Origin of the sequence: Enterocloster aldenensis (assembly GCF_003434055.1) — a bacterium.
GTDB lineage: Bacteria > Bacillota > Clostridia > Lachnospirales > Lachnospiraceae > Enterocloster > Enterocloster aldenensis.
Genome location: NZ_QVEX01000009.1, coordinates 1 through 21845, shown reverse-complemented (window position 1 = coordinate 21845; position 21845 = coordinate 1). Strand labels below are relative to the sequence as shown.

General features: G+C 52.2%; 22 protein-coding genes and 1 pseudogene. 22 read left to right on the top strand and 1 reads right to left on the bottom strand.

Translation table 11 applies throughout. From position 1 onward, the window contains the following. The first annotated feature begins 7 nt into the window (after window positions 1–7). The 21 genes from DWX59_RS17420 to DWX59_RS17325 all read left to right on the top strand — a co-directional run bounded on the left by DWX59_RS17420 (window position 8) and on the right by DWX59_RS17325 (window position 19884). Window positions 8–976, top strand: coding sequence for a branched-chain amino acid ABC transporter permease (locus tag DWX59_RS17420; RefSeq protein WP_117560494.1), 969 nt, complete (start codon window positions 8–10; stop codon window positions 974–976). Further along, window positions 969–1784: an ABC transporter ATP-binding protein gene (locus DWX59_RS17415; RefSeq protein WP_117560493.1), complete on the top strand. Its 816-nt coding sequence runs from the start codon at window positions 969–971 to the stop codon at window positions 1782–1784. The genes DWX59_RS17420 and DWX59_RS17415 overlap by 8 nt, the downstream gene beginning before the upstream one ends. Next, on the top strand, window positions 1777–2487 hold the full coding sequence (locus DWX59_RS17410; protein WP_117560492.1) for an ABC transporter ATP-binding protein: 711 nt from the start codon (window positions 1777–1779) through the stop codon (window positions 2485–2487). The genes DWX59_RS17415 and DWX59_RS17410 overlap by 8 nt, the downstream gene beginning before the upstream one ends. Window positions 2488–2600: 113 nt before the next feature. After that, window positions 2601–3620: a zinc-binding alcohol dehydrogenase family protein gene (locus DWX59_RS17405; protein ID WP_117560491.1), complete on the top strand. Its 1020-nt coding sequence runs from the start codon at window positions 2601–2603 to the stop codon at window positions 3618–3620. 479 nt (window positions 3621–4099) lie between these two features. Continuing rightward, window positions 4100–5098 (top strand): LacI family DNA-binding transcriptional regulator, encoded by a 999-nt coding sequence (locus tag DWX59_RS17400; RefSeq protein WP_117560490.1) that lies wholly within the window; start codon window positions 4100–4102, stop codon window positions 5096–5098. Between the two features lie 160 nt (window positions 5099–5258). Next, a complete protein-coding gene (locus DWX59_RS17395; protein ID WP_117560489.1) occupies window positions 5259–6224 on the top strand; it encodes an aminopeptidase in 966 nt (321 codons plus the stop codon). 50 nt (window positions 6225–6274) lie between these two features. Continuing rightward, entirely contained in the window at window positions 6275–7561 is a 1287-nt protein-coding gene (locus tag DWX59_RS17390; RefSeq protein WP_117560488.1) for an aminotransferase class V-fold PLP-dependent enzyme, read from the top strand. 140 nt (window positions 7562–7701) lie between these two features. Beyond that, window positions 7702–7836 (top strand): hypothetical protein, encoded by a 135-nt coding sequence (locus DWX59_RS29655; protein WP_264469817.1) that lies wholly within the window; start codon window positions 7702–7704, stop codon window positions 7834–7836. A 155-nt stretch (window positions 7837–7991) separates the two neighbouring features. Further along, window positions 7992–9143 carry an ABC transporter substrate-binding protein gene (locus DWX59_RS17385; RefSeq protein WP_147325828.1) on the top strand — a complete coding sequence of 384 codons (1152 nt, stop codon included), beginning with the start codon at window positions 7992–7994 and terminating at the stop codon, window positions 9141–9143. A 40-nt stretch (window positions 9144–9183) separates the two neighbouring features. Further along, entirely contained in the window at window positions 9184–10050 is an 867-nt protein-coding gene (locus DWX59_RS17380) for a branched-chain amino acid ABC transporter permease (RefSeq protein WP_117560486.1), read from the top strand. An 11-nt stretch (window positions 10051–10061) separates the two neighbouring features. Next, the gene (locus tag DWX59_RS17375) at window positions 10062–11024 is read left to right on the top strand and encodes a branched-chain amino acid ABC transporter permease (RefSeq protein ID WP_117560485.1); all 963 of its coding nucleotides are present in this window, start codon (window positions 10062–10064) and stop codon (window positions 11022–11024) included. 5 nt (window positions 11025–11029) lie between these two features. Continuing rightward, window positions 11030–11797 carry an ABC transporter ATP-binding protein gene (locus DWX59_RS17370; protein WP_165641858.1) on the top strand — a complete coding sequence of 256 codons (768 nt, stop codon included), beginning with the start codon at window positions 11030–11032 and terminating at the stop codon, window positions 11795–11797. Further along, the gene (locus DWX59_RS17365) at window positions 11797–12531 is read left to right on the top strand and encodes an ABC transporter ATP-binding protein (protein ID WP_117560483.1); all 735 of its coding nucleotides are present in this window, start codon (window positions 11797–11799) and stop codon (window positions 12529–12531) included. Before DWX59_RS17370 ends, DWX59_RS17365 begins: the two co-directional genes overlap by 1 nt. A 17-nt stretch (window positions 12532–12548) precedes the next feature. After that, the gene (locus tag DWX59_RS17360; protein WP_166460254.1) at window positions 12549–13448 is read left to right on the top strand and encodes a shikimate dehydrogenase family protein; all 900 of its coding nucleotides are present in this window, start codon (window positions 12549–12551) and stop codon (window positions 13446–13448) included. 2 nt (window positions 13449–13450) lie between these two features. Beyond that, on the top strand, window positions 13451–13801 hold the full coding sequence (locus tag DWX59_RS17355) for a threonine/serine exporter family protein (RefSeq protein WP_166460253.1): 351 nt from the start codon (window positions 13451–13453) through the stop codon (window positions 13799–13801). Then, window positions 13785–14786, top strand: coding sequence for a 3-dehydro-L-gulonate 2-dehydrogenase (yiaK, locus tag DWX59_RS17350; RefSeq protein WP_117560480.1), 1002 nt, complete (start codon window positions 13785–13787; stop codon window positions 14784–14786). Before DWX59_RS17355 ends, yiaK begins: the two co-directional genes overlap by 17 nt. A 114-nt stretch (window positions 14787–14900) precedes the next feature. Beyond that, a complete protein-coding gene (locus DWX59_RS17345; RefSeq protein ID WP_117560479.1) occupies window positions 14901–15917 on the top strand; it encodes a zinc-binding dehydrogenase in 1017 nt (338 codons plus the stop codon). A 253-nt stretch (window positions 15918–16170) separates the two neighbouring features. Continuing rightward, a complete protein-coding gene (locus tag DWX59_RS17340; RefSeq protein ID WP_117560478.1) occupies window positions 16171–16665 on the top strand; it encodes a deoxycytidylate deaminase in 495 nt (164 codons plus the stop codon). 5 nt (window positions 16666–16670) lie between these two features. After that, window positions 16671–18455, top strand: coding sequence for a B12-binding domain-containing radical SAM protein (locus DWX59_RS17335; RefSeq protein ID WP_117560618.1), 1785 nt, complete (start codon window positions 16671–16673; stop codon window positions 18453–18455). A gap of 12 nt (window positions 18456–18467) precedes the next feature. Beyond that, window positions 18468–19145 (top strand): endonuclease III, encoded by a 678-nt coding sequence (gene nth, locus DWX59_RS17330; protein ID WP_117560477.1) that lies wholly within the window; start codon window positions 18468–18470, stop codon window positions 19143–19145. A 16-nt stretch (window positions 19146–19161) separates the two neighbouring features. Next, window positions 19162–19884: a 3'-5' exonuclease gene (locus tag DWX59_RS17325; RefSeq protein ID WP_117560476.1), complete on the top strand. Its 723-nt coding sequence runs from the start codon at window positions 19162–19164 to the stop codon at window positions 19882–19884. Window positions 19885–20058: 174 nt separating this feature from the next. Here DWX59_RS17325 and DWX59_RS30040 read toward each other — a convergent pair. Beyond that, window positions 20059–20262: pseudogene (locus DWX59_RS30040) on the bottom strand (DUF6783 domain-containing protein). A 51-nt stretch (window positions 20263–20313) separates the two neighbouring features. On the opposite strand from DWX59_RS30040, the gene DWX59_RS30280 reads away from it, so the two are divergent. Then, window positions 20314–21845, top strand: a 1532-nt coding sequence (locus DWX59_RS30280) for a VanW family protein (protein WP_117560475.1), incomplete at its 3' end; no start/stop codon positions are given.

Sequence of the window (21845 nt, the reverse complement as noted above, 5' to 3'; positions counted from 1 at the left end):
GAGAGCTATGAAAAAGAATAAATCAGCAATGATAATTGCATTGGCAGCGATTGCTCTGGCAGCGGTTCTCCCTATGTTCATAACCAATAACTACCACCTGAACCTGATGATACAGGTGCTTATCAACATCATCATCGTGGTGGGCCTTAACTTCATCACAGGCCTTACGGGCCAGATGAACCTCGGCACGGCGGGAATCTTTTCCATGGGCGCTTACACATCCTTGCTGCTGGCTACCAAGCTTGGGCTGAATCCCTGGATCTGCCTTGTGGCAGCCGTGGGCATGGGATGTCTCATCGGTATGGGGCTTGGATATCCTTCCCTGCGTGTGTCCGGCGTATACCTGGCGCTGACCACCATCGGGTTTTCCGAAATCGTAAGGATCCTGATGACCAACCTGACCGGACTTACCGGAGGGGCTCTGGGTGTCACGGGCATCCCCACCTTCTCCATCTTCGGCTTCAAGTTCCAGAGCAACAAGGAGATTTACTACCTGTACCTGGTCATTGCGGTGCTGCTCATATTCAATGCGTACCGGATTGTCAATTCCAAGTGGGGGCGTTCCTTCCTTGCTGTCAAGGATAATCCGGATGCGGTGGAGGCAGGCGGCGTCAACATTGCCAATATCAAGATCATGGCATTTACCCTGGCAGCCATCTATGCAACCATTGCAGGCAGCCTGTATTCACATTATGTGGGCTTCATCAACCCAAGCGCCTACAACCTGGAATTTTCAATTAACTACGTGGTCATGCTGGTCATCGGCGGCATTGGTTCCGTGCCGGGCAATGTGCTGGGCGCAATTCTGGTTACCCTGGTACCTGAGTTCTTACGGTTCATGGAGAATTATTACTGGCTGGTATTCTCCATCATTACCCTGCTGTTCGTCATTTTCCTGCCAAACGGGATTGTTTCCCTGTTCAGGGTTAAGAAAACAGCGGAAAAAGCAGTGAAAGGAGGACAGGCAAATGTCTGATAACAGAGAAGGAAAATCCGTACTGACCTTGAAGAATGTGACAAAACGTTTCTCGGGACTGGTTGCGGTCAATGACCTGTCCCTTGATATGAAGGAGCGCACCATCCACGCCCTCATTGGGCCAAACGGCGCTGGCAAGTCCACTGCCATCAATATGATTACAGGGCTCCTGCCGTTAACGGAAGGCGAGATTTACCATGAGGGAACCAAAATAAGCGGAATGAGCGCGCACCAGATTGCCCAGACACGCTGCAGCCGTACCTTCCAGAACCTGAAGCTGTACCGCTCCATGACCGTGAAGGAGAACCTGATGATGGGCAGCATGATGGATATGAAACAGGGATTTTTCCCATTCATGTTTAACTTCGGGGCAGCTGCAAGGGAGGAGAAGCTGATTCAGGAAAAAGCTGATTCCATCCTGGAGTTCATCGGGCTTAAGGACCTGGCAGACGAATACCCGGCCAACATGCCTTACGGAAAGCAGAAGCTGACCGAGCTGGCCCGTTCCCTGATGTCAGACCCCAAGCTGCTGTTCCTGGATGAGCCGGCAGCCGGCCTGAACCCGTCGGAACGTGTGGAATTTGTCAATATCATGCTTAAGGTATTTGATTCCGGCATTGACATTTTCCTTATTGAGCACAACATGGATGTCATCATGAACATCAGCGACTATATCACGGTCATCAGCTTCGGCGCCAAGATTGCAGAGGGTACGCCGGAGGAAATCCAGCAGGATCCGGTGGTCATCAAGGCTTACCTGGGCGACCGGTATAAGCAGAACATGGCAAGGGGGGCTGCACATGCTTAAGGTAAACGGAATTGACGTATATTATGGCAAGGTCCAGGCTTTGTTTGACGTGTCCATCGAAGTGGGGGACAACGAGATTGTCTCCATCATCGGAGCCAACGGAGCAGGCAAGACAACCCTTATGAAGTCCATCATGGGCATCAACAAGCCTAAGAAGGGAACCATTGAGTACAACGGACAGGTCATCAGCGGCCTGCCCTCCCACAAGGTAGTGGGACATAAGATTGTGTATGTGCCTGAGGGACGTGAGATATTCCCCAACATGACCGTGCAGGAAAACCTGGAGATGGGCGCTTATTCCGTGAAAATGTCCAAGGCCGACATGGACCGCCACCTGGAAGAACAGTACGAAATCTTCCCAAGGCTTAAGGAGCGTGCAAAGCAGAAAGCAGGTTCCATGTCAGGGGGCGAACAGCAGATGTTGGCCATTGCAAGGGGACTGATGTCAGATCCTGAACTTCTCATGCTGGATGAGCCCAGCCTGGGGCTGGCGCCTGTAATCGTGGACGATATGTTTGACGTCATCGTGCGTGTCAATAAGGTAAGGAATATCCCCATTGCAATTGTTGAACAGAACGCGTTCATGGCCATGTCCATCTCCAACCGGACCTATGTCCTGGAGGTTGGCAACCTGGTTGCCAGCGGGGACAGCAAGGTGCTGATGGATTCGGATGATATTAAGAAGGCGTATCTGGGCGGCTGATGACATGGGCCGGCCGCAGCCGGAATCCGTGCAGCGCAGAAAACCTGGGCAGTGCCGGGGAACAGGCCGGTCAGAGCCGGCAGCATATAGTTAGTAGTAGGAGGGAAGAAACCGTGAAGGCGATTAAGTTTGAGGAACCGTGGAAGGTTCAGTGCATTGATATAGAAAAACCAGAGCCAAAAGAAGGACAGGCGCTGATTAAGGTAAGGGCGGCAGGCATCTGCGGCAGCGATATCGGGGCATTCAGAGGGACTAACCCCCTGGTGTCATTTCCAAGGATAATCGGTCATGAGATTGTGGGTGAGGTGCTGTCCATACCGGAAGATAATGCCAGGGGTATTAAAGCTGGCGACCGCGTCATTGTGGATCCGTATCTCTACTGCGGCACATGTTATCCGTGTTCCGTCGGCCGCACCAACTGCTGTACGGACCTTAAGGTATTAGGCGTGCATGTGGAAGGCGGGATGGCTGAATACATGACCCATCCGGCCGACATGCTATGGAAACTGCCGGATGACATGCCCTGGGATATCGCGCCCATGGCAGAGCCGCTGACCATTGCCCTTCATGGGATCCACAGAGGGGAGCTGGCGGCAGGGGAGCATGTGGCGATTATCGGCGCAGGCCCCATCGGATTGCTGGCAGCCATGGCAGCGCTGGCCTACGGCGCAGAGCCGATTGTCATTGATGTGGTGGATGAGAGGCTGGAATTTGCACGTGAACTGGGGGTCAGGTACACCATCAACTCTGCCGCCCAGGATGTGGTCCAAAAGGTATCTGAGTACACAAAAGGCCGCATGGCCGAACTGGTGATGGAGTGTTCCGGCGCCAATGCCGCTGTCCGCTCCACCCTGGACATTGTGTCCAACGCGGGCCGCATTACCCTGACCGGGTGGCCCAAGAAGGAGACGCCCCTGCCAACCGATGCCATTACCCGCAAGGAAGTGGACATCCGCGGCGCCCGCACCAGCGCCAATGAGTTTGAGGAGGCAATCGACCTGATTTATACCGGGAAGGTGGATGTGAGGAAAATCCTTACCAAGGTTGTGGGTATGGATGAGACTCCGGGGACAATCATTGATATTGAGAAGAATCCGGGGAATTACATGAAGGTGAATGTAGTGCTGGATTGATGAAGGGAGCTGCGGCCGGGGATGTCCTGACTGGCCGGGCTGTATATCTGGATTCCTTTACGCAGGACTTAAATGACTGCAGGGTTTAAGCTTGATAAAAGCAGACATAGTGCCAGACATGACAGGGCCAGACATATTAGAGCCAAAAGCCGTGACCACAGATGGCCACGGCTTTTGGCTACGCTGTTACATCGGAATATATAATGTAAGGGATGTATGGCCATGTACTGAATGTCTGGGAACGCTGCCGGGGATTGGCTGCTGGGAGAATAGGGCGGTTAGGCGGTAATCTGGTTAGTAAATAATATAAATATATAAATATGGATAATTTACATAATAAATAAGGATAAAACAGGAATAATATATCAATAATGTTGAAAAAATATTTAAAATATGTTGACATCATGGTTTAAAAGTGATATATATAAACCATAAGATATTTATACGTATTTATAAAACACAGAAGAAAGGAAGAAAACATGAGCAAAACAGTTACCCGCGAAGACGTTGCCAGGCTTGCGAATGTTTCTCCGACCATTGTATCGTATGTGCTGAACAATTCCAATTATGTCAGCCAGGAAAAGAGGGAGAAGGTATTAGAAGCTGTCAGGGAGTTGAATTACATACCGAACCAGCTGGCAAGGGGACTTAGGACCAGCCGCTCCGCCCAGTTCATATTTGTCTGCGACAATATTCAGGCAGAACTTTTTGAGGCAGTGGAGACCAGGCTTTTTGAGCATGGATACTATATATCCCTTAATTACAGCAGGAATACCAAGGAGTTCCTGGATATGTTAATCAGCAGGCAGCCGGAAGGAATCTTCATGGCTACCAATATGTTTGACGCCCAGCAGCTCAACACCATTGCCATGAACGGCATTCCCATCATCCTATACAGGACAAAGCATTATGAGGCGCTGGATTCCAGGATTGTGACGGTTGTGCCGGATTATTATGACGCGGTCAGGAAGTCGGTGGATTATCTGATCCTGAAGGGCCACACCTGCATCGGCATGGTGCCCCCGGTCAAGTACCTGACAAAGGGCGTGGAGGGAGATGACTTCCGTGTCAGGGCATACGTGGAGGCCTTAAGGCACAGCAACATTCCGGTCAGGCCGGAGCTTGTGTGTACCAGGACCCAGACCGTGGACGATATATGCGAGGAGGTATTCCGCATGCTGGTGACCTCTGAGAAGGATGGCAGGCCCACGGCCCTGGTGGTGGGGAACGACTATCTTGCCGCCCAGATCATGCAGTATCTGAAGAAGCTTAACATTTCCGTGCCGGGCGATCTGTCCGTCATCGGATGCGACAATACCCAGATAGCGCCCCTCACCACGCCGGCGCTTACCACGGTAGATGTTTCAAAGGAGAGGCTGGCTAAGACGTATGTGGATAAGATGCTTGCACTGGTAGAGGGACAGCAGGTGGAGGATGAATACATGGGCGTGAAGCTTATTATAAGGGAGAGCGCCTGAGTGCACCCGGAAAGATGAAAAATGATGAGGAATCCAAGTATTCCTTTTCATTTTACCCGATATTTATTCGAATAAATATTTAGATACTTAATCCCGGATAAGGGTTAAATATAATAAAAATCAAAAAGAGCAAAAACTTTTTCAAAGAGAGGGAGAGAAAATGAGAGAAAAGAAAATCTATGAAGCATGCCAACGTCTGCTGACAGTGTGTTCCCACTGCAAAGAGGATGAGAACATCCTGATTGTGACGGATGAGGAAAGCATGGACATGGGAATGGCGCTCTGGGATGCCGCTGAAAGGTTCCCCAACCGCACCCTGGTCCTGATGAATCCCAGGAAAATGCACGGAGAGGAGCCAACGGATCTGGTAGCTGCGGCTATGCTGAAAGCCGATGTCATCTTTCGTGCAACAACCTTTTCCTTATCCCACAGCTATGCAAGAAGGAGGGCGTGCGAAGCAGGTGCACGCGATTTAAACTGTTGTGATTATGACTTCGGAATGTTGGAAAAAGGCGGCCTCTACACAGACTTCGAGGCCAACAAAAAATACGTGGACCAGATTGCCAAAGGTTTTGCAGGAGGAGACCAGGTACACATCACTTCTGCCCTGGGAACGGACTACTACTGCAGCATCAAGGGGCACAAGATATTCCCGCAGTACGGGATGAGCCATGAGAAGGGCCAGACCTGTTCACCGCCGGACATCGAATGTGCAACCGGCGCCATTCCCGGCACTGCCCACGGCAAGGTGGTGATTGACGGCAGCATCACCCATCCGGCCATGGGGCTTTTAAAGGAACCCATTACCTTATATATTGAGAACAGCTTTGTCACAAAGATTGAGGGCGGTGAGGAAGCCAGGAAGTTTGAGAAGGTCCTTAAGGAGATTTATGACCCGAGGATTTACCGCATCGGCGAAATCGGCGTGGGACTTAACCCGGATGCAAGTCTCTGCGGAAGGATGCTGGAGGATGAGGGCTGCATGGGTTATGTACATGTGGCGCTGGGCAACAATGAGACGGATAACCAGGACTGCCTGCTTCACATCGACATGATGTTCAAGGACCCGACCATTGAAGTGGACGGCAAGGTGATTTTTGATGAAGGAAAAGTAGTGTTTGATTAAGAGAATAAGTAAGCAGATAAAATATAGCTCAAACCAGGAGGAGCACAGAGATGAATATTAAGGATTACCCACAGGGTTTATTATTTGACGGGAAGCTTCAGGCAGAGATTAAGGACAGGTTCTGGAACGTGGATTCCGATCCGGAGGCAGGTAAGAGGCTGTTTTTTGAAAATGCAGGCGGTTCCCTGAGACTGAAGGCTGTCAATAAGGCTTATGAGGAAGCGGACACATTCCCTGACTGTGATTCCAGGAAACATCCAAGGGCAAAGGCGTTAAGGCAGCTGACCCTGAATGGGTTCAGGGATTTAAGGATTATGTTCAATGCCCCCAGGTACGGACAGATAATTGCTGAGAAATCATCCTCTAAGGTAATGTTTGAGATGGTCCGCACCGTACTTGAGAATATAAAAGGTACCAATGTGGTGGTAACTGACCTGGACCATCCCTCCGCATATGATTCTGTCATGTACTATGGAAGAAAAGCAGGCATGGAGGTGCGTATTGCAAAGCCAAATAAGGTGACGGGCGGAATTGACGCGGAAGAGATTGAACGTCTGGTGGATAAGGACACGGCCCTTCTGGTGTGCATCTATGCGTCCAACCACACCGGCGCGGTGATGGATATGAAGGAAATCGTAACCCGCGCCCGCGCCATCAAGCCTGACTTATACATAATTTCCGATGCGGTACAGCACATGCCCCACGGACTGGTGGATGTACAGGATTTACAGCTGGATGGCATCAACTTTGCAGCATACAAGATTTTCGGATGCAGGGGATTCGGCGCCGGTTATGTATCGGACCGTCTGGCAGCCCTGGACCATCCCGGAATCTTTGGCAATCTGGGCGACCCATGGGAAATCGGCGGCCCGGCGCCTGCCATGTATGCAAGCGTAAGCGCCATCGTGGACCATGTATGCTGGATCGGCAGCCATTACATTGACAGCACGGACAGAAGGGAACTGTACGTGGAAGGCATGGAACGCATTGAGATGCATGAGAGGGCGCTGCTATACAGGGCGCTGGAGGGAACGGAGGAGGTTCCGGGTATCCGCCATATTCCCCATGCCAGGGTTGAATTTGACAGGGAGTCTTTGGAAAATAGGGATTTCATCATGCCGCTGACCTTTGATAACATCAGCTGCCCGGATGCGGTTACGGAGTTTGTGAAGAGGGATGTCATTGTCTATGACCGAAGCGATTCCAATTATTATTCTGTCCGGTCACTGCATCCCTTTGACCTGGCAGGGATTGTGCGCGTGTCACCGCTTCATTGTCATGGGGTGGAGGATATTGATACGTTTTTGCGGGCTGCGAAGGAAATCGCGGCGCTGTAAGGTGGGGGGCGGCGTTCCGGAGTAGGGTCCGCGGCGTTTCGGAGTAGGGTCCGCCGCATCCCGGGTATCCTCCCTGTTCAGACCCGCTCGCGCTTGTTTTACGCGCAGCGGTACTAAGACGCGTGAAGGACCGCGTCTAAGTGCCGGCGGGTAAAGATGGTCTTCTCAGGAAGGATACCCGGGACGCGGCTGCGGTACTGGCAGGCCGGATTACAGCTTATGGCGTGGGAAGATGCGGCGGGCCGGAACGCAGTTTAATGATTGGGATTGTTTGATGGGCCGTACTGCGGTTTGGTGGATGAGAGTGGCTGGCAGGCCTGGAATGTGGAGTTTAGTGAATTAGAGGGAGTGGGTAGGGGGCCTGCTTCTGGTGGATGTGAGGTTTTTTGGAGCTATTGTTGAGAGCATAGATAGGGAAAGGGTTTATTTTATGAGAAGATATTGGAAGATAGCAGCGGTTTTGACAGTGGCGGCCATGGTTATGGGGACCATGTCGGGGTGCCAGGGGGATACGAAGGGTAAGGATGGGAAAGAGACGGTTGTTCTGGGATGCGTGGGGCCCCTTACGGGAAATGCGGCGGCCAGCGGCCTGGTGCAGGCCAATGCGGTAGAAATGGCTGTAAATGAGATTAATGAAGCCGGCGGCATTGACGGAAAGTATATGATTGAACTTGTGAAGGAAGATGACGAGGGGGTTCCGGCAAAGTCTGTTACCGTGACACAGAAGCTGGTGAACCAGAATAAGATAACCGCGCTGATTGGTGCGCTGAACAGCTCCTGCACCATTGCAGATATGGAGATTACGGCGGCTTCTAAGATTCCCCAGATTACACCATGCTCCAGCGCGCAGAGTATTGTGGAACAGGGAAATGAGTTCATTTTCCGTACGACTGCCACGGACACAACCCATATAAAGACGTTGTTTAAATACTTTAAGGAAAAAATAAACGGACAGAAAGTGGCTGTGCTATATGAGTCCTCTGATTTCGGCACAGGCGCCTTTGGGATTATCCAGGAGCTGGCGCCGGAGTATGGAATCGATGTGGCGGCCAATGAAATGTATAATTCGGGCGAGAAGGATTTTTCCGTACATCTGACTAAATTAAAACAGGCTGAGCCGGACGCCATCATCCTCTGGGGGTATTATACGGAGGCGGCCCTGATTTGTAAGCAGGCGAAACAGAATGGCATTGAGGTTCCGCTTATCGGTACGGGATTTAATTCTCCTAAACTGGTTGAACTGGGCGGGGACGCTGTAAATGGGCTTATTTTCACGACTGCTTTTACAGAGGCAAACCCGGATGAGAAGGTCCAGGCATTTGATAAGAAGTATAAAGAGATTTACCAGCAGAGCTATGACCAGAACGCGCCCCAGGCCTATGATTCGGTCTATCTTCTGGCGGATGCCATTAAGAGGGCAGGTTCACTGGACGGGCAGGCTATCAGGGATGCGCTTTTGGCAACCAAGGATTTTGAGGGCGCGGCCGGTGTCTATAACTTTGCTTCCAATGGCGAGATGATTAAGGACCTGATGGTTGTGCAGATAGTGGACGGTAAGCATACCATTGTACCCATGGACTGACGGCGGCGTGTCAAAACAGACAGAATGTAAGGAGGAGACTATGGTCTTTCAACAGATTTTAAACGGCCTTACCAATGGCAGCATCTATGCTTTGCTGGCCATTGGCGTGACCATGATATATAAATCACTTGGCATGCTGAACTTTGCACATGGTGATACGATTATGATTTCTGCTTTTATCTGCCTTACCCTGATTACGGTGGGGATTCCCATACCCCTGGCCATTGTGCTGACCATTATCGCGGCCGCGTTCATTGGATGCTGCCTGGAGCGGTTCATTTACAGGAAGCTGGAGTTCAGTTCATTTACAAACCTTCTGATTGCAACGGTGGGCGTGTCCTATATCATGAAGAATCTGGCTATTGTCATCTGGGGGGCTGAGCCTCAGGTGTTCCCGGCCCTGTTCAGCACGGATCCCATTAATCTGGGCCAGCTGCTGCTTCTGCCGCAGAACATAGGGATTATCTGCGTGGCGGCCTGCCTTGTGGTGGTGCTTCAGCTGTTTTTTTATAAGACCAGGACCGGCAAGCAGATGAGGGCGGCTGCCACGGATTCCGAGGGCGCGTCCATGATGGGCATTAATGTGAATAAGTGCAGGCTGGTTACATTCGGCATCAGCGCAGCCTTTGCAGCCATTGCGGGAATCCTTCTTTCGCCGATTTTCTATGTAAGCGTGGACATGGGTACGCTGGTTGGGCTGAAGGCATTTTCCGCAGCTATCCTGGGCGGGTTCGGCAACATTGTGGGGGCCATGCTTGGAGGCATCATACTGGGGATTGTGGAAGCGCTGGGAGCCACGTATGCCACGGCTGCTTATAAGGATATCATCTCATTTGTGCTGTTGTTCCTGTTCCTGTATTTTAAGCCAAATGGGATTCTGGGCAAGCGCATCGAGCAGAAGCTGTAGGGGGTATTGTGATGAAGCAGACAAAGAAAATTACTTTAATTGCAGTGGTTACGGCGGCAATCCTGATCCTGCCCTTCCTCCTTCCCAATGCATATATCATCCAGATTGTCAATATGATAGGCATTTATGCCATTGTTGGTACGGGAGTGAATATTTTGACCGGATACACGGGACAGCTTTCCCTTGGGCAGGCGGCTTTTTATGGGATTGGCGCATATACCACGGCACTGCTGAATACAAAGCTGGGATGTCCGTTTTTCGTGGTGCTACCTGCGTCTGTCCTGGTGACGGCCGTGTTCGGCGTGTTTCTCGCCATCCCGGCCCTTAAGGTGCGGGGCAGCTATCTGGCCCTTCTGACCATTGGCTTTGGCGAGATTGTCAGGATGGTGCTGGTGAACTGGATTGACCTGACGGGCGGCCCGGCCGGTGTGGTAGGTATCAAGGCGCCGGACCTGTTTGGATTCAAGTTTGATACATTATTCAAATATTATTATCTGATTGCATTTTTCGTGTTCATCGGCATCATGTACCAGAAATGGCTGATGCGGTCCAGGACAGGAAGGGCGTTCATGGCAATCCGTGATGATGACAAGGTTGCCGAGCTGACGGGAATCAATATCACTACCTTTAAAATCAGGGCATTTGTGCTGTCTGCGGTCTACTCCGCTGTGGCAGGAGTGCTGTACGCCATGATGATCCACTATGTAAGCCCTGACAGCTTTACCAGCAACGATTCCAACATGTTCCTGTGGACAGCCATCATGGGAGGGATGGGAACCACCATCGGGCCTGTGATTGGCGCCATTATCATGAATATCCTTCCGGAAGCCCTGCGTTTCCTGGGAGACTGGCGCATGGTTGTGTACGGGGTCATCCTCCTGACGGTCATTATCCGCTATCCGGGCGGCATCACGCCCTATGCGAAAAAACTCATTGGATATGCACAGGCTAAATTCGACGGAAAGGACAGGTGAGGATTGTGGCAGTATTGGAATTAAAGGGAGTTACAAAACAATTCGGCGGCCTGACAGCTGTTTCCGAGGTTGACCTTAAGATAGAAAAAAACCAGATCTGTTCCCTGATTGGCCCCAACGGCGCAGGAAAGACAACGGTATTCAATATCATTACCGGCGTATACCAGGTGACCAAAGGCGATATCTTCTTTGAGGGCAGATCCATCTGCGGCTGCGCACCATACAAGATAGTGGACATGGGAATCGCCAGGACCTACCAGAACATCCGCCTGTTTAAGAAAATGACGGCAGTGGAAAATGTCATGACAGGCTTCCACTGCCGGAGCCGGGCCGGACTGTTCAACATTATCTACAACCGCAGGAAAATGCTGGAAGAGGACAGGAATATCCGGAAAAGGAGCGAGGAACTTCTGGAGTATTTAAAGATTGCGGACTTAAAGGATGAGCTGGCCTCCAGCCTGCCTTACGGCCACCAGCGGCTGCTGGAAATCGCCAGGGCCATGGCCACCCAGCCAAAAATCCTTTTGTTGGATGAACCGGCAGCAGGAATGAATGCCCAGGAAAAGGAAGAACTCATAAGGACAATCCGTGGCATCCGCAATGACTTTGGCATATCCGTCCTCATAGTGGAGCATGACATGGACCTGATCATGAATATTTCGGATGATATCACGGTGTTAAACTATGGTGCGAGGATTGCCCACGGGGTTCCGGAAGAGATTCAGAACAATGAGGAAGTAATCGAGGCATACCTGGGAAGGAGTGATTCTTAATGGGCCAGAGGGAAACGGTTTTAGATATATCCGGCTTACATTCCAGCTATGGGATGATTAAAGCCATCAAGGACATAAACATCCATGTGGACAAGGGAGAGCTGGTTTCTCTGCTGGGAGCCAACGGCGCAGGCAAATCAACCCTTTTAAAATCCATCATCGGCATGGTACATATTGAAAGCGGCTCCGTCAAATACCAGGGGGAGGAACTTGTGGGCAGGAAATCCCATGAAATCATCCCCATGGGAATCTCCATCGTGCCGGAGGGGCGCAAGATATTCGCCGATGCCACGGTTATGGAAAACCTGGCCATCGGCTCCTACACAAGGGCCGCAGACAAGGCGCTGGACCAGAAAATCTTAGACCAGGTATTTGAATTCTTCCCACGCCTTGCGGAGAGGAAGGGCCAGATGGGGGGCACGCTGTCCGGAGGCGAACAGCAGATGCTGGCCATCGGAAGGGCCATGATGTCCGACCCCAAGCTCCTTTTGCTGGATGAACCGTCCATGGGCCTTGCGCCGCTGGTGGTGGAGCAGGTATTCAACATCATTGAAAAGCTGAAACAGACAGGAATCACAATCCTTCTGGTGGAGCAGAACGCCAGGATGGCAATAAAGGTCAGCGACCGCTCCTACATGCTGAATACCGGGAAGATAGCCGGTGAGCTGGATGCCTCCGACGGCGCCAGCCAGGATGCGCTGTTGGAAGTGTACCTGGGCAAGAGCGGGAAATAAAGGGGGAAATGGGTATCATGAATCTGGAAAATGTTAAATTCAATACGGACACAAAGCTTGTGTTAAATATAGGCGACCCCATGGGCAAGACCAATGCGCCCAGGGCGTACAACAAACTGTTTGGCGAACTGGACATGAACGCCATCATGCTTCCGGTGGAGGTAAAAAAGGGAATGCTGCCCCGGTTTATGGAGGCATGTAAAATGCTGGGCATCCGCTACATTTCCCCTACCATGCCGCACAAAAAGGATATCATACCTTTGCTGGATGATGTGGATGAAAGCTCCAGGATATTCCAGTCCGTCAATGCAATCCGCATTGACGAAGACGGCACCAGCCACGGCGTGGGCATGGACGGTAAGGGCGCCCTGAATGCCATCCTAAGCAGCGGCGCCCGGCTTGAGGGAAAAGAGGCGGTGATGCTGGGAAGCGGCAGCATCAGCGGCGTGATTGGGCTGGAACTGTCAAAGCACGGCATCAGGAAACTTACCATATTAAACAGGACCGTAAAAAAGGCACAGGAAATCGCCGACATACTGAACACCCATACCTCCATGGAGACAAGGGCCCTGGCATCCACGCCGGAGAACCTTGATAAGGCGGCCGGGACAGCCCAGCTGTTCCTTCAGGTGACGCCCCTGGGAATGGCGGGATACGGAAAGACCCACGAATACCTGGGGTTTGTGGACTATCTTCCAAAGGACTGCGTGGTATTTGACGTTATCATCAATCCGGCTGACACTCCGGTAATCGCAGCCGCCAGGGCAAGGGGCCTTAAGACCGTACCCGGGCTCAAGATGCTGGCCGGGCAGATGGAGGCCATTTTCCGTTTCATGTTCGGGGTGGAGCTGACCCAAAAGGATAAAGACGCCTGTATCCAGGAATTATGCCAGTTTCTGGGCGTTACCGTGGACTGAGGATGGAAGTCAGCCGTTATCTGGACCTGTTTGTGGACATAGGGCAGGCAATGCTTGAAGCAGGGGCCGGGATACACCGGGTGGAGGATACCATATACCGCCTGTGCGGGGCCTATGGCCTGGGAAGGGCGGATATATTCGCAATCCGTTCCCTGATTCTTGTGACAATCAGGGAAGACACAGGAAAATCATACACGGACTCCAGAAGGATATATGGGATAGGAACCAATATGGCCAGGCTGGAAGAACTGAACGCCCTGTCCCGCTATATCTGCCGGGAACGGCCGGAGGCCGCGGAGATAGACAGCGAAAAGGGGAGGATGAGAGGAGAAGAAGATGAGGGTAAAATATGAGGATATGGTAAATGAATTTAAACGTGTTCTGGCCAAATACGGATTTACGGAAGAAAATGCAGCGGATGCCGCAGGGATATTTGCCCAGAATTCCCTGGCTGGCGTATACTCCCATGGCCTGAACCGGTTCCCCAGGGTAATTGAATACCTGAAAAAAGGGGAGATTGACCCCCAGGTCACGGCTGGCTGTGAGATGGCCATGGGCGCGTTCGAGCGATGGAACGGACACAGGGGATTCGGCCCATTAAATGCCAAAAAAGCCATGGACCGCGCCGTGGAGCTGGCAAAGCAGTATGGCATCGGCGTTGTGGCGCTGGGCAACAACAACCACTGGATGCGCGGCGGAAGTTATGGATGGCAGGCAGCCGACCAGGGCTGCATCGGAATCTGCTGGTCCAACACACAGCCCAACATGCCTGCATGGGGCGGCGTTGACAAGAAGATTGGAAATAACCCGTTTATCATGGCCATCCCGAGAAGTAACGGGGAGCATGTGGTAATTGACTGCGCCGTATCCCAGTTCTCCTACGGCAAGATGGAGGACTGCAGGCTCAAGGGCACCCAGCTGCCCGTACCAGGCGGTTATGATACCAAGGGCAACCTGACCACGGACCCGGCGGAGATTGAAAAATCCTGGCGCGTGCTGCCCATGGGATACTGGAAGGGAAGCGGCATTTCCATTGCCCTGGACCTGATTGCAACCGTGCTTTCCAATGGGAACTCCGTGCATACCATAGGAACCTTTGGGGATGAGGTTGGCCTTACCCAGGTCATGATTGCCATTGACCCGTCTAAGGCCAACACACCAGAGCTGACAGACCGGATCGTGACTGATATTGTCAGCGATGTCAAATCCTCCGTCCCGGAAAAGGAAGGCGGCCAGGTCCTGTACCCGGGCGAACCTGAGTTAATTGCCATCCGGGACAACCGGGAAAACGGGATTCCTGTGGTGGAGGAGAAATGGAACGAAGTATTGGCTATGTAGATATCCATATAGAAAGCGAAGTAATAGCCAGGTATAGAATGGTGCAGAAAGCCATGCAGCAGCCATATAAAAGTCCATATAAAAAGCCATGTAAGAAAAGAGGTAGGAAAGATTATGTATGCAATCAAATATGACGGGCCGCGGAAGGTTCAATGCGTTGAGATTGACAAGCCGCAAGCAGGGGAAAATGAAGCCTTAATCAAGGTCAGGTCGGCAGGAATCTGCGGAAGCGACATTGGCGCGTTCCGCGGTACCAACGGACTGGTTACATATCCGCGTATCATCGGTCATGAGGTGGCAGGGGAAATCCTGTCCATACCAGAGCACAATAAAAAGGGTCTGAAAGCAGGAGACCATGTAATTGTTGACCCCTATCTCTACTGCGGCTCCTGTTATCCCTGCTCCATCGGCCGGACCAATTGCTGTACGGACTTAAAGGTGCTGGGCGTCCATGCAGAGGGCGGGATGTCTGAATATTTTGTCCACCCGGCAGATATGCTGTGGAAGCTGCCAAAGGATATGCCCTGGGAACTGGCGCCCATTGCCGAACCCCTTACCATTGCGCTTCACGGAATCCACAGGGGAGGATTAAAGGCAGGGGAACATGTGGCAATCATTGGAGCGGGCCCCATCGGCATCCTGGCGGCCATGGCCGCCATTGCGTACGGCGCCCATCCTATCATGATAGACCTGGTGGATGAACGGCTGGAGGCGGCAAGGAAGCTGGGCGTGCGGTATACCGTCAACTCCGGCAGGGAGGATACGGCGGCCAAGGTTTCTGAGTATACCGGCGGGCGCATGGCTGAGCTGGTGATGGAGTGTTCCGGGGCTAACCCGGCCGTGCGTTCTGCCCTGGACCTTGTATCAAACGCAGGGCGTATTACCCTCACAGGCTGGCCCAAGAAGGAGACGCCCCTTCCCACGGATGTGATTACCAAGAAAGAGGTGGACATACGCGGCGCCCGCACCAGCGCCAATGAATTTGAGGAAGCCATTGACCTGATTCATACAGGAAAGGTGGATGCCCGGAAGATACTGACCAAGGTGGTCACCATAAAGGAAGCGCCTGGGACAATCATTGATATTGAGAAGAATCCAGGGGATTATATGAAGGTGAATGTTGTGATGTAAAATGGTTTCCAGCCCGCGGTTGTGGGCTGGAAACCATTTTTGGGCTGTGATGGGAAAAGCCTTATAAAAAATGAAACGCAGCCCGATGGCACGTTACCCGGCCCGCGGGGGCAAAAGGCCCTGGGGAAAAACAGGGCTTTTCGGGATAACCCATATAAAGTCCGAAAACAATAGGAAAATGCATGATTATATGATATAATACGCTCCAAGAAATATTCCATTAATTGATGACTTAAGAAGGAGGAATGCAGCAGTGACTGGAAAGCGTGCGGATTATATAACATGGGATGAGTATTTTATGGGGGTTGCCCTGCTGTCAGGCAGACGGTCCAAGGATCCCAGCACCCAGGTAGGCGCGTGTATCGTGAGCCAGGACAACAAAATCCTGTCCATGGGCTACAATGGGTTCCCAAAGGGATGCTCGGATGACGAATTCCCGTGGGGCAAGGAACAACAGGAGGAAGATCCCTATAATTCCAAATATTTCTACTCCACACACAGCGAGTTAAATGCTATCCTTAACTACAGGGGAGGAAGCCTGGAGGGAAGCAAGCTGTATGTGACCCTGTTCCCGTGCAACGAGTGTGCCAAAGCCATTATCCAGGCCGGGATCAAGACCATTATCTATGGGGAGGACAAGTATGCCGAGACTCCTGCCGTCAGGGCGTCTAAGCGCATGCTGAACGCAGCCGGCGTGCGCTATTACCAGTACCAGCCCACGGGCAGGAAAATCGAAATAGAGGTATGAATTTCATGAAAATATTACTGGTGGCCGTCAATGCCAAATATATCCATTCCAATCTTGGCATCTACAGCCTGAAAGCATATGCAGGGCAGCAGATGGACAGGTGCCGGTCCCGGCAGGCCACAATTGAACTTGCAGAGTATACCATCAACCATCAGATGGAAGTATGTCTGCAGGACATTTACAGGAGAAGACCCGATGTAATCGGGTTTTCCTGTTATATCTGGAATATCGCGACCATCCGCGCCCTGGCAGCCGACCTTAGAAAGGTACTGCCAGGCATTCCCATCTGGTTGGGCGGACCCGAGGTATCCTTTGACGCTGAGAAGGTTTTAAGGGAAAACCCTTCTGTCACAGGAGTCATGAAGGGTGAAGGAGAAGAGACATTTGCACAGTTGGCGCGGCATTATGTGGATGACCTGACCGATATGTCTGATATCGCCGGCCTGACCTACCGCAATCCCGACGGTACCCTGACAGATACCGGCATCCGGCCCGTGATGGACCTGAACCGGATTCCATTTTCCTATCATACCGTGGCATTGAAAGATCTGGAGCACAGGATTATTTATTATGAAAGCAGCAGGGGGTGCCCGTTCTCCTGCAGTTACTGCCTTTCATCCATAGACAGGCAGGTGCGGTTCCGCGATTTGGGACTGGTGCGGGAAGAACTCCGTTATTTCCTGGATGCCGGGGTCCCTCAGGTGAAATTTGTGGACAGGACCTTTAACTGCAGGAAGAGCCATGCCATGGCCATCTGGAAGTTCATACAGGAACATGACAACGGTATTACCAACTTTCATTTTGAGATAGCAGCCGACCTGCTGGACGAAGAGGAGATGGACCTTCTTGCAAAGATGCGTCCCGGGCTGGTGCAGCTGGAAATCGGGGTCCAGACCACCAATGTACGGACATTGGTGGCCATACGGCGCAAAACCGACCTGGAGGAGATACAGCGGATTACCGCCAGGATTAACCGGGGCAGGAACGTGCACCAGCACCTGGACCTGATTGCAGGGCTGCCCCATGAAGACCTGGACAGTTTCCGGCGTTCCTTCAACGATGTGTATGCCATGGAACCGGAACAGCTCCAACTGGGATTCCTGAAGGTACTGAAGGGCTCCTTTATGGAAGAGATGGCTGGCTCCTACGGACTTGCCTACTCATCCCTTCCTCCCTATGAAGTCCTGTCCACCAGATGGCTGTCCTATGACGGCATCCTGGAATTAAAGGAAGTGGAGGACATGGTGGAGGTCTACTACAACAGCAGACAGTTCACCTGTACGCTGAAAGCCTTCGAAAACGAGTTTGCGTCCCCCTATTCCATGTTTTATTTCATGGGGGAGTATTACCGGCGCCGCGGGCTGGCTGGGATTAGCCACAACCGGATTGCCAGATATGAAATCCTGTTTGATATTATAAGGGAACGCCTCACGCCATGCGGCGGACAGGAGGAGGCAGCCCGTCCGGAGGGCACGGCCGGGCTTGGGCTGGAAACATACAGGGACCTTCTCATGACCGACCTTTACCTTCGGGAAAATGTCAAGAGCCGCCCTGTCTTTGCCCGTGACCCGGCAGCATCCAAGGCCAAAATAAAGGATTTCTTCATAAAAGAAGGAAAATCCCCGCAATATCTGACAGACTATAAAGGTTACGATTCCAGACAGATCAGTAAGATGGCCCATGTTGAGGCAATGGCCGATGGAACCCTTGTGCTGTTTGATTACAGGAACCGGGATCCATTGACCTACAATGCCAGGGCATGTGTAATCGATATGGATGACAATGGATAAAGGAATTAAAGAATGAAAAAAACAGAAGTGAAAAAACCCAAAATACGCGAGAACAAAAAGGAACAGGCAGCCCGGATCGAACGCATCCTAAAAGCCCTGGACCGGGAGTATGGAACCGAATACCGGTGTTACCTGAACCATGAAACGCCCTGGCAGCTTCTGATTGCTGTCATTATGAGCGCCCAGTGCACGGATGCCAGGGTCAATATGGTGACAGAGGACCTGTTCAAAAAGTACGATACCCTGGAGAAATTCGCGGCCGCCGACCTCAAGGAGCTGGAAAAAGACATCCATTCCACCGGCTTTTATCATATGAAGGCAAAGAACATCATTGCCTGCTGCAAAGACCTGGTGGGAAAGTTCGGGGGCCAGGTGCCGGCTGCCATGGAAGAGCTGACTTCCCTGGCCGGCGTTGGCCGCAAGACCGCCAATGTAATCCGAGGCAATATTTACAATGAGCCAAGTATTGTGGTGGACACCCATGTGAAACGCATTTCCAGGAAGCTGGGCCTTACAAAGGCAGAGGACCCGGAGAAAATCGAATACGATTTGATGAAGGTATTGCCGAAGGACCACTGGATCCTCTGGAACATCCACATCATAACCCTGGGCAGGACCATCTGTATTGCCCGCAGGCCCAGGTGCGGTGAGTGCTTTTTAAGGGATGACTGCCCGGGCCGCGAAGAATAGGAGAAAATGTAAGATAATGACAAATTCATACATAGCCCTGGACCTGGAAACAACAGGACTGGAGCCAAAGCAGGAGAAGATAACGGAGATAGCAGCCTTAAAAGTAGTGGACGGGGTCATTTCCAAGAGATATGTCACATTTGTAAATCCCGGCCGGAGCCTTGGGGCACATATTACCCAGCTCACCGGAATCACGGACAAGATGCTGGCGGACGCGCCTCCCATTGAGGAGCTCATAGAAGATGTGGTCAGGTTCTGCGGTGACCTTCCCCTTCTTGGCCACAATATCCGGTTTGATTACAGCTTTTTAAAACACGCGGCAGTGAACCGCGGCCTGGAGTTTGAACGCCATGGAATCGACACCCTGACGCTGTGCCGCGCATTTATGACAGGAGATACCAGGAAGAACCTGTCCTGTGCCTGTGCCTATTTCCATGTCCCTCAGTCCACGGCCCACCGGGCCCAGGCGGATGCAGAAGCCGCCCACCTGCTGTACCAGGAGCTGATGTCGCGCCACAGCCAGGACCAGCCGGACATGTTTGCACCCAGACCATTGATTTATAAAGCAAAAAGGGACCAGGCAGCCACAAAAAGACAAAAAGAATACTTGCAGGATTTATTAAAATGTCATAGAATAGACGTAACTGTGCAGATAGAAGACATGAGCCGCAGCCAGGCATCGCGGATGATTGACACCATTATCTCCCAGTATGGAAGGATACCAAGACAAATCTTTTAAAAAGAGTGGTCTGCAGCAGACTAAGTAAGAGATTCTGAGGCATATTATTATAAAGAGGTGAATGTACATGATGAATATGAGTGATCCCAAATTCAAGAAAATCATTTCCACTGTCATTGTAGTGGTATTGGTGCTGGCAATGATTGTGCCCATGGCGCTCAGTGCTTTGATGTACTAAGTCGTACTGGTGCTGGGATTCAGAGGACAGACCCAATATGCTGTACTAGAGCCTGTTTGAAAATTCATTCCCGCCGTCTGCACGCCCCACTTCGCGGTATATTTGGCCCCGATTCAGTCAGCGTAGTTCGCTACGCCTCCATCATCGGGACCAAATCTCCCACAAAGTGGGACGCACAGCCAACGGAAAGCAATTTTCAAACACGCTCTAGGATCCGCAGCATTGAATTAAAACCGGGAAGAGGAGAAATTATGAGAAAAGCAATAGGAAGTGCCGGATTGGCGGCAGTCATCAGTATGGGGCTGCTTGCGGCATTTCCAGTGATGGCCTGGGCCGCTCCCGTACTGCCTGAGGGTATCAGTGCAGGCAGCCAGAGTCTGGCGGGGATGACGGCCGAAGAGGCAAAGGCAGCAGTGGAACAGTATGTGGACGGATTGGCGGGTCAGAAGGTGATTCTGAGCGTGGACGGACAGGATGTGGAAACCACGGCAAGGGAACTGGGCTTTCACTGGAGCAATACACAGGCAGTAGACGAGGCAGCCGGACAGTATGCAGGAGGCAGCCTGATTAAACAGTATATGGTTCAGAAGGACCTGGCGGCGGCGCCCGTGGACCTGGAACTGGACACGGCGGTGGATTCCGAAAAGGTAAAAGCGTTCGTGGATACCCAGTGCCAGGCTGTGACGGCACAGCCCCAGGATGCGTCCATTACAAGGGAAAACGGCCAGTTTGTCATCACGGACTCCGTGGCAGGCAAGGTGGTTGACGCGGCGGCAACCGAGGCGGCGCTCAACGAAGCCTTAGAAGGCGGATTAGAAGAACCGGTCAAGGTAACGGCTCAGGTAACGGAACAGCAGCCTGCCATTACAAGCGGGGACCTGGCGACCATCCAGGATGTGCTGGGTACCTATACAACTGATTTCAGCAGCAGCGGCGCATCGCGCTCCACCAACCTGGCAGTAGGCGCGGCCAAGATAAACGGCCACCTGCTCATGCCCGGGGATGTACTTTCCGGTTATGAGTGCCTGCAGCCATTTACAACAGCCAATGGCTACCGGACAGCGGCGGCTTATGAGAATGGCCAGGTCGTTGACAGCATTGGCGGAGGCGTGTGCCAGATTTCCACCACACTGTATAATGCATCACTGGAAGCGGAACTGGAGATTGTCCAGAGACAGAACCACTCCATGATAGTAACCTATGTTAAACCGTCCAGGGATGCCGCCATTGCAGGCACGTACAAGGATCTTAAGATTAAGAACAATTACGGCACCCCCATTTATGTGGAAGGGTATACCGAAGGCAAGAAACTGACATTTACCATTTACGGCAAGGAGACCAGACCTGCTAACCGCAAGGTGGAGTATGTCTCAGAGACAATTGGAAGCACCAGCCCGGGAGACCCCCAGCTGATTGTGGACAATACCCTGGCGCCAGGCGCCCAGGTCAAGGTACAGTCTTCCCATACAGGACTCAGGTCCAGGCTTTGGAAGGTGGTGACCGTGGACGGCGTGGAGCAGGAAAGGACCCTTCTGAACAAGGATACCTATAATGCGTCCAAGGCAATCTACCGTGTAGGGCCGGCACTTCCGGCCATTGTACCGCCAGACCCGAACATGACGGCCCCGGTGGAGACGGCTCCGGTGGAGACAGCGCCTGCAACCGGCGTTGACGGCGGACCTGGAGTCACGCAGCCGACCCCGGAGAATCCGGCCCCGGCGGCACCTGCAGATCCGGCCCCGGCCGCGCCGGCGGATCCGGCCCCGGCCGCACCCGCGGACCC

Bases quoted from the DNA above. Each gene is read 5' to 3' on its own strand.
- DWX59_RS17355 (WP_166460253.1), top strand. From the start codon at position 13,451: ATGGAAGTCAGCCGTTATCTGGACCTGTTTGTGGACATAGGGCAGGCA.
- DWX59_RS17385 (WP_147325828.1), top strand. From the start codon at position 7,992: ATGAGAAGATATTGGAAGATAGCAGCGGTTTTGACAGTGGCGGCCATG.
- DWX59_RS17395 (WP_117560489.1), top strand. From the start codon at position 5,259: ATGAGAGAAAAGAAAATCTATGAAGCATGCCAACGTCTGCTGACAGTG.
- DWX59_RS17375 (WP_117560485.1), top strand. From the start codon at position 10,062: ATGAAGCAGACAAAGAAAATTACTTTAATTGCAGTGGTTACGGCGGCA.
- DWX59_RS17360 (WP_166460254.1), top strand. From the start codon at position 12,549: ATGAATCTGGAAAATGTTAAATTCAATACGGACACAAAGCTTGTGTTA.
- DWX59_RS17400 (WP_117560490.1), top strand. From the start codon at position 4,100: ATGAGCAAAACAGTTACCCGCGAAGACGTTGCCAGGCTTGCGAATGTT.
- nth (WP_117560477.1), top strand. From the start codon at position 18,468: ATGAAAAAAACAGAAGTGAAAAAACCCAAAATACGCGAGAACAAAAAG.
- DWX59_RS17325 (WP_117560476.1), top strand. From the start codon at position 19,162: ATGACAAATTCATACATAGCCCTGGACCTGGAAACAACAGGACTGGAG.
- DWX59_RS17365 (WP_117560483.1), top strand. From the start codon at position 11,797: ATGGGCCAGAGGGAAACGGTTTTAGATATATCCGGCTTACATTCCAGC.
- DWX59_RS17345 (WP_117560479.1), top strand. From the start codon at position 14,901: ATGTATGCAATCAAATATGACGGGCCGCGGAAGGTTCAATGCGTTGAG.
- yiaK (WP_117560480.1), top strand. From the start codon at position 13,785: ATGAGGGTAAAATATGAGGATATGGTAAATGAATTTAAACGTGTTCTG.
- DWX59_RS17390 (WP_117560488.1), top strand. From the start codon at position 6,275: ATGAATATTAAGGATTACCCACAGGGTTTATTATTTGACGGGAAGCTT.
- DWX59_RS17415 (WP_117560493.1), top strand. From the start codon at position 969: ATGTCTGATAACAGAGAAGGAAAATCCGTACTGACCTTGAAGAATGTG.
- DWX59_RS17335 (WP_117560618.1), top strand. From the start codon at position 16,671: ATGAAAATATTACTGGTGGCCGTCAATGCCAAATATATCCATTCCAAT.
- DWX59_RS17410 (WP_117560492.1), top strand. From the start codon at position 1,777: ATGCTTAAGGTAAACGGAATTGACGTATATTATGGCAAGGTCCAGGCT.
- DWX59_RS17380 (WP_117560486.1), top strand. From the start codon at position 9,184: ATGGTCTTTCAACAGATTTTAAACGGCCTTACCAATGGCAGCATCTAT.
- DWX59_RS17420 (WP_117560494.1), top strand. From the start codon at position 8: ATGAAAAAGAATAAATCAGCAATGATAATTGCATTGGCAGCGATTGCT.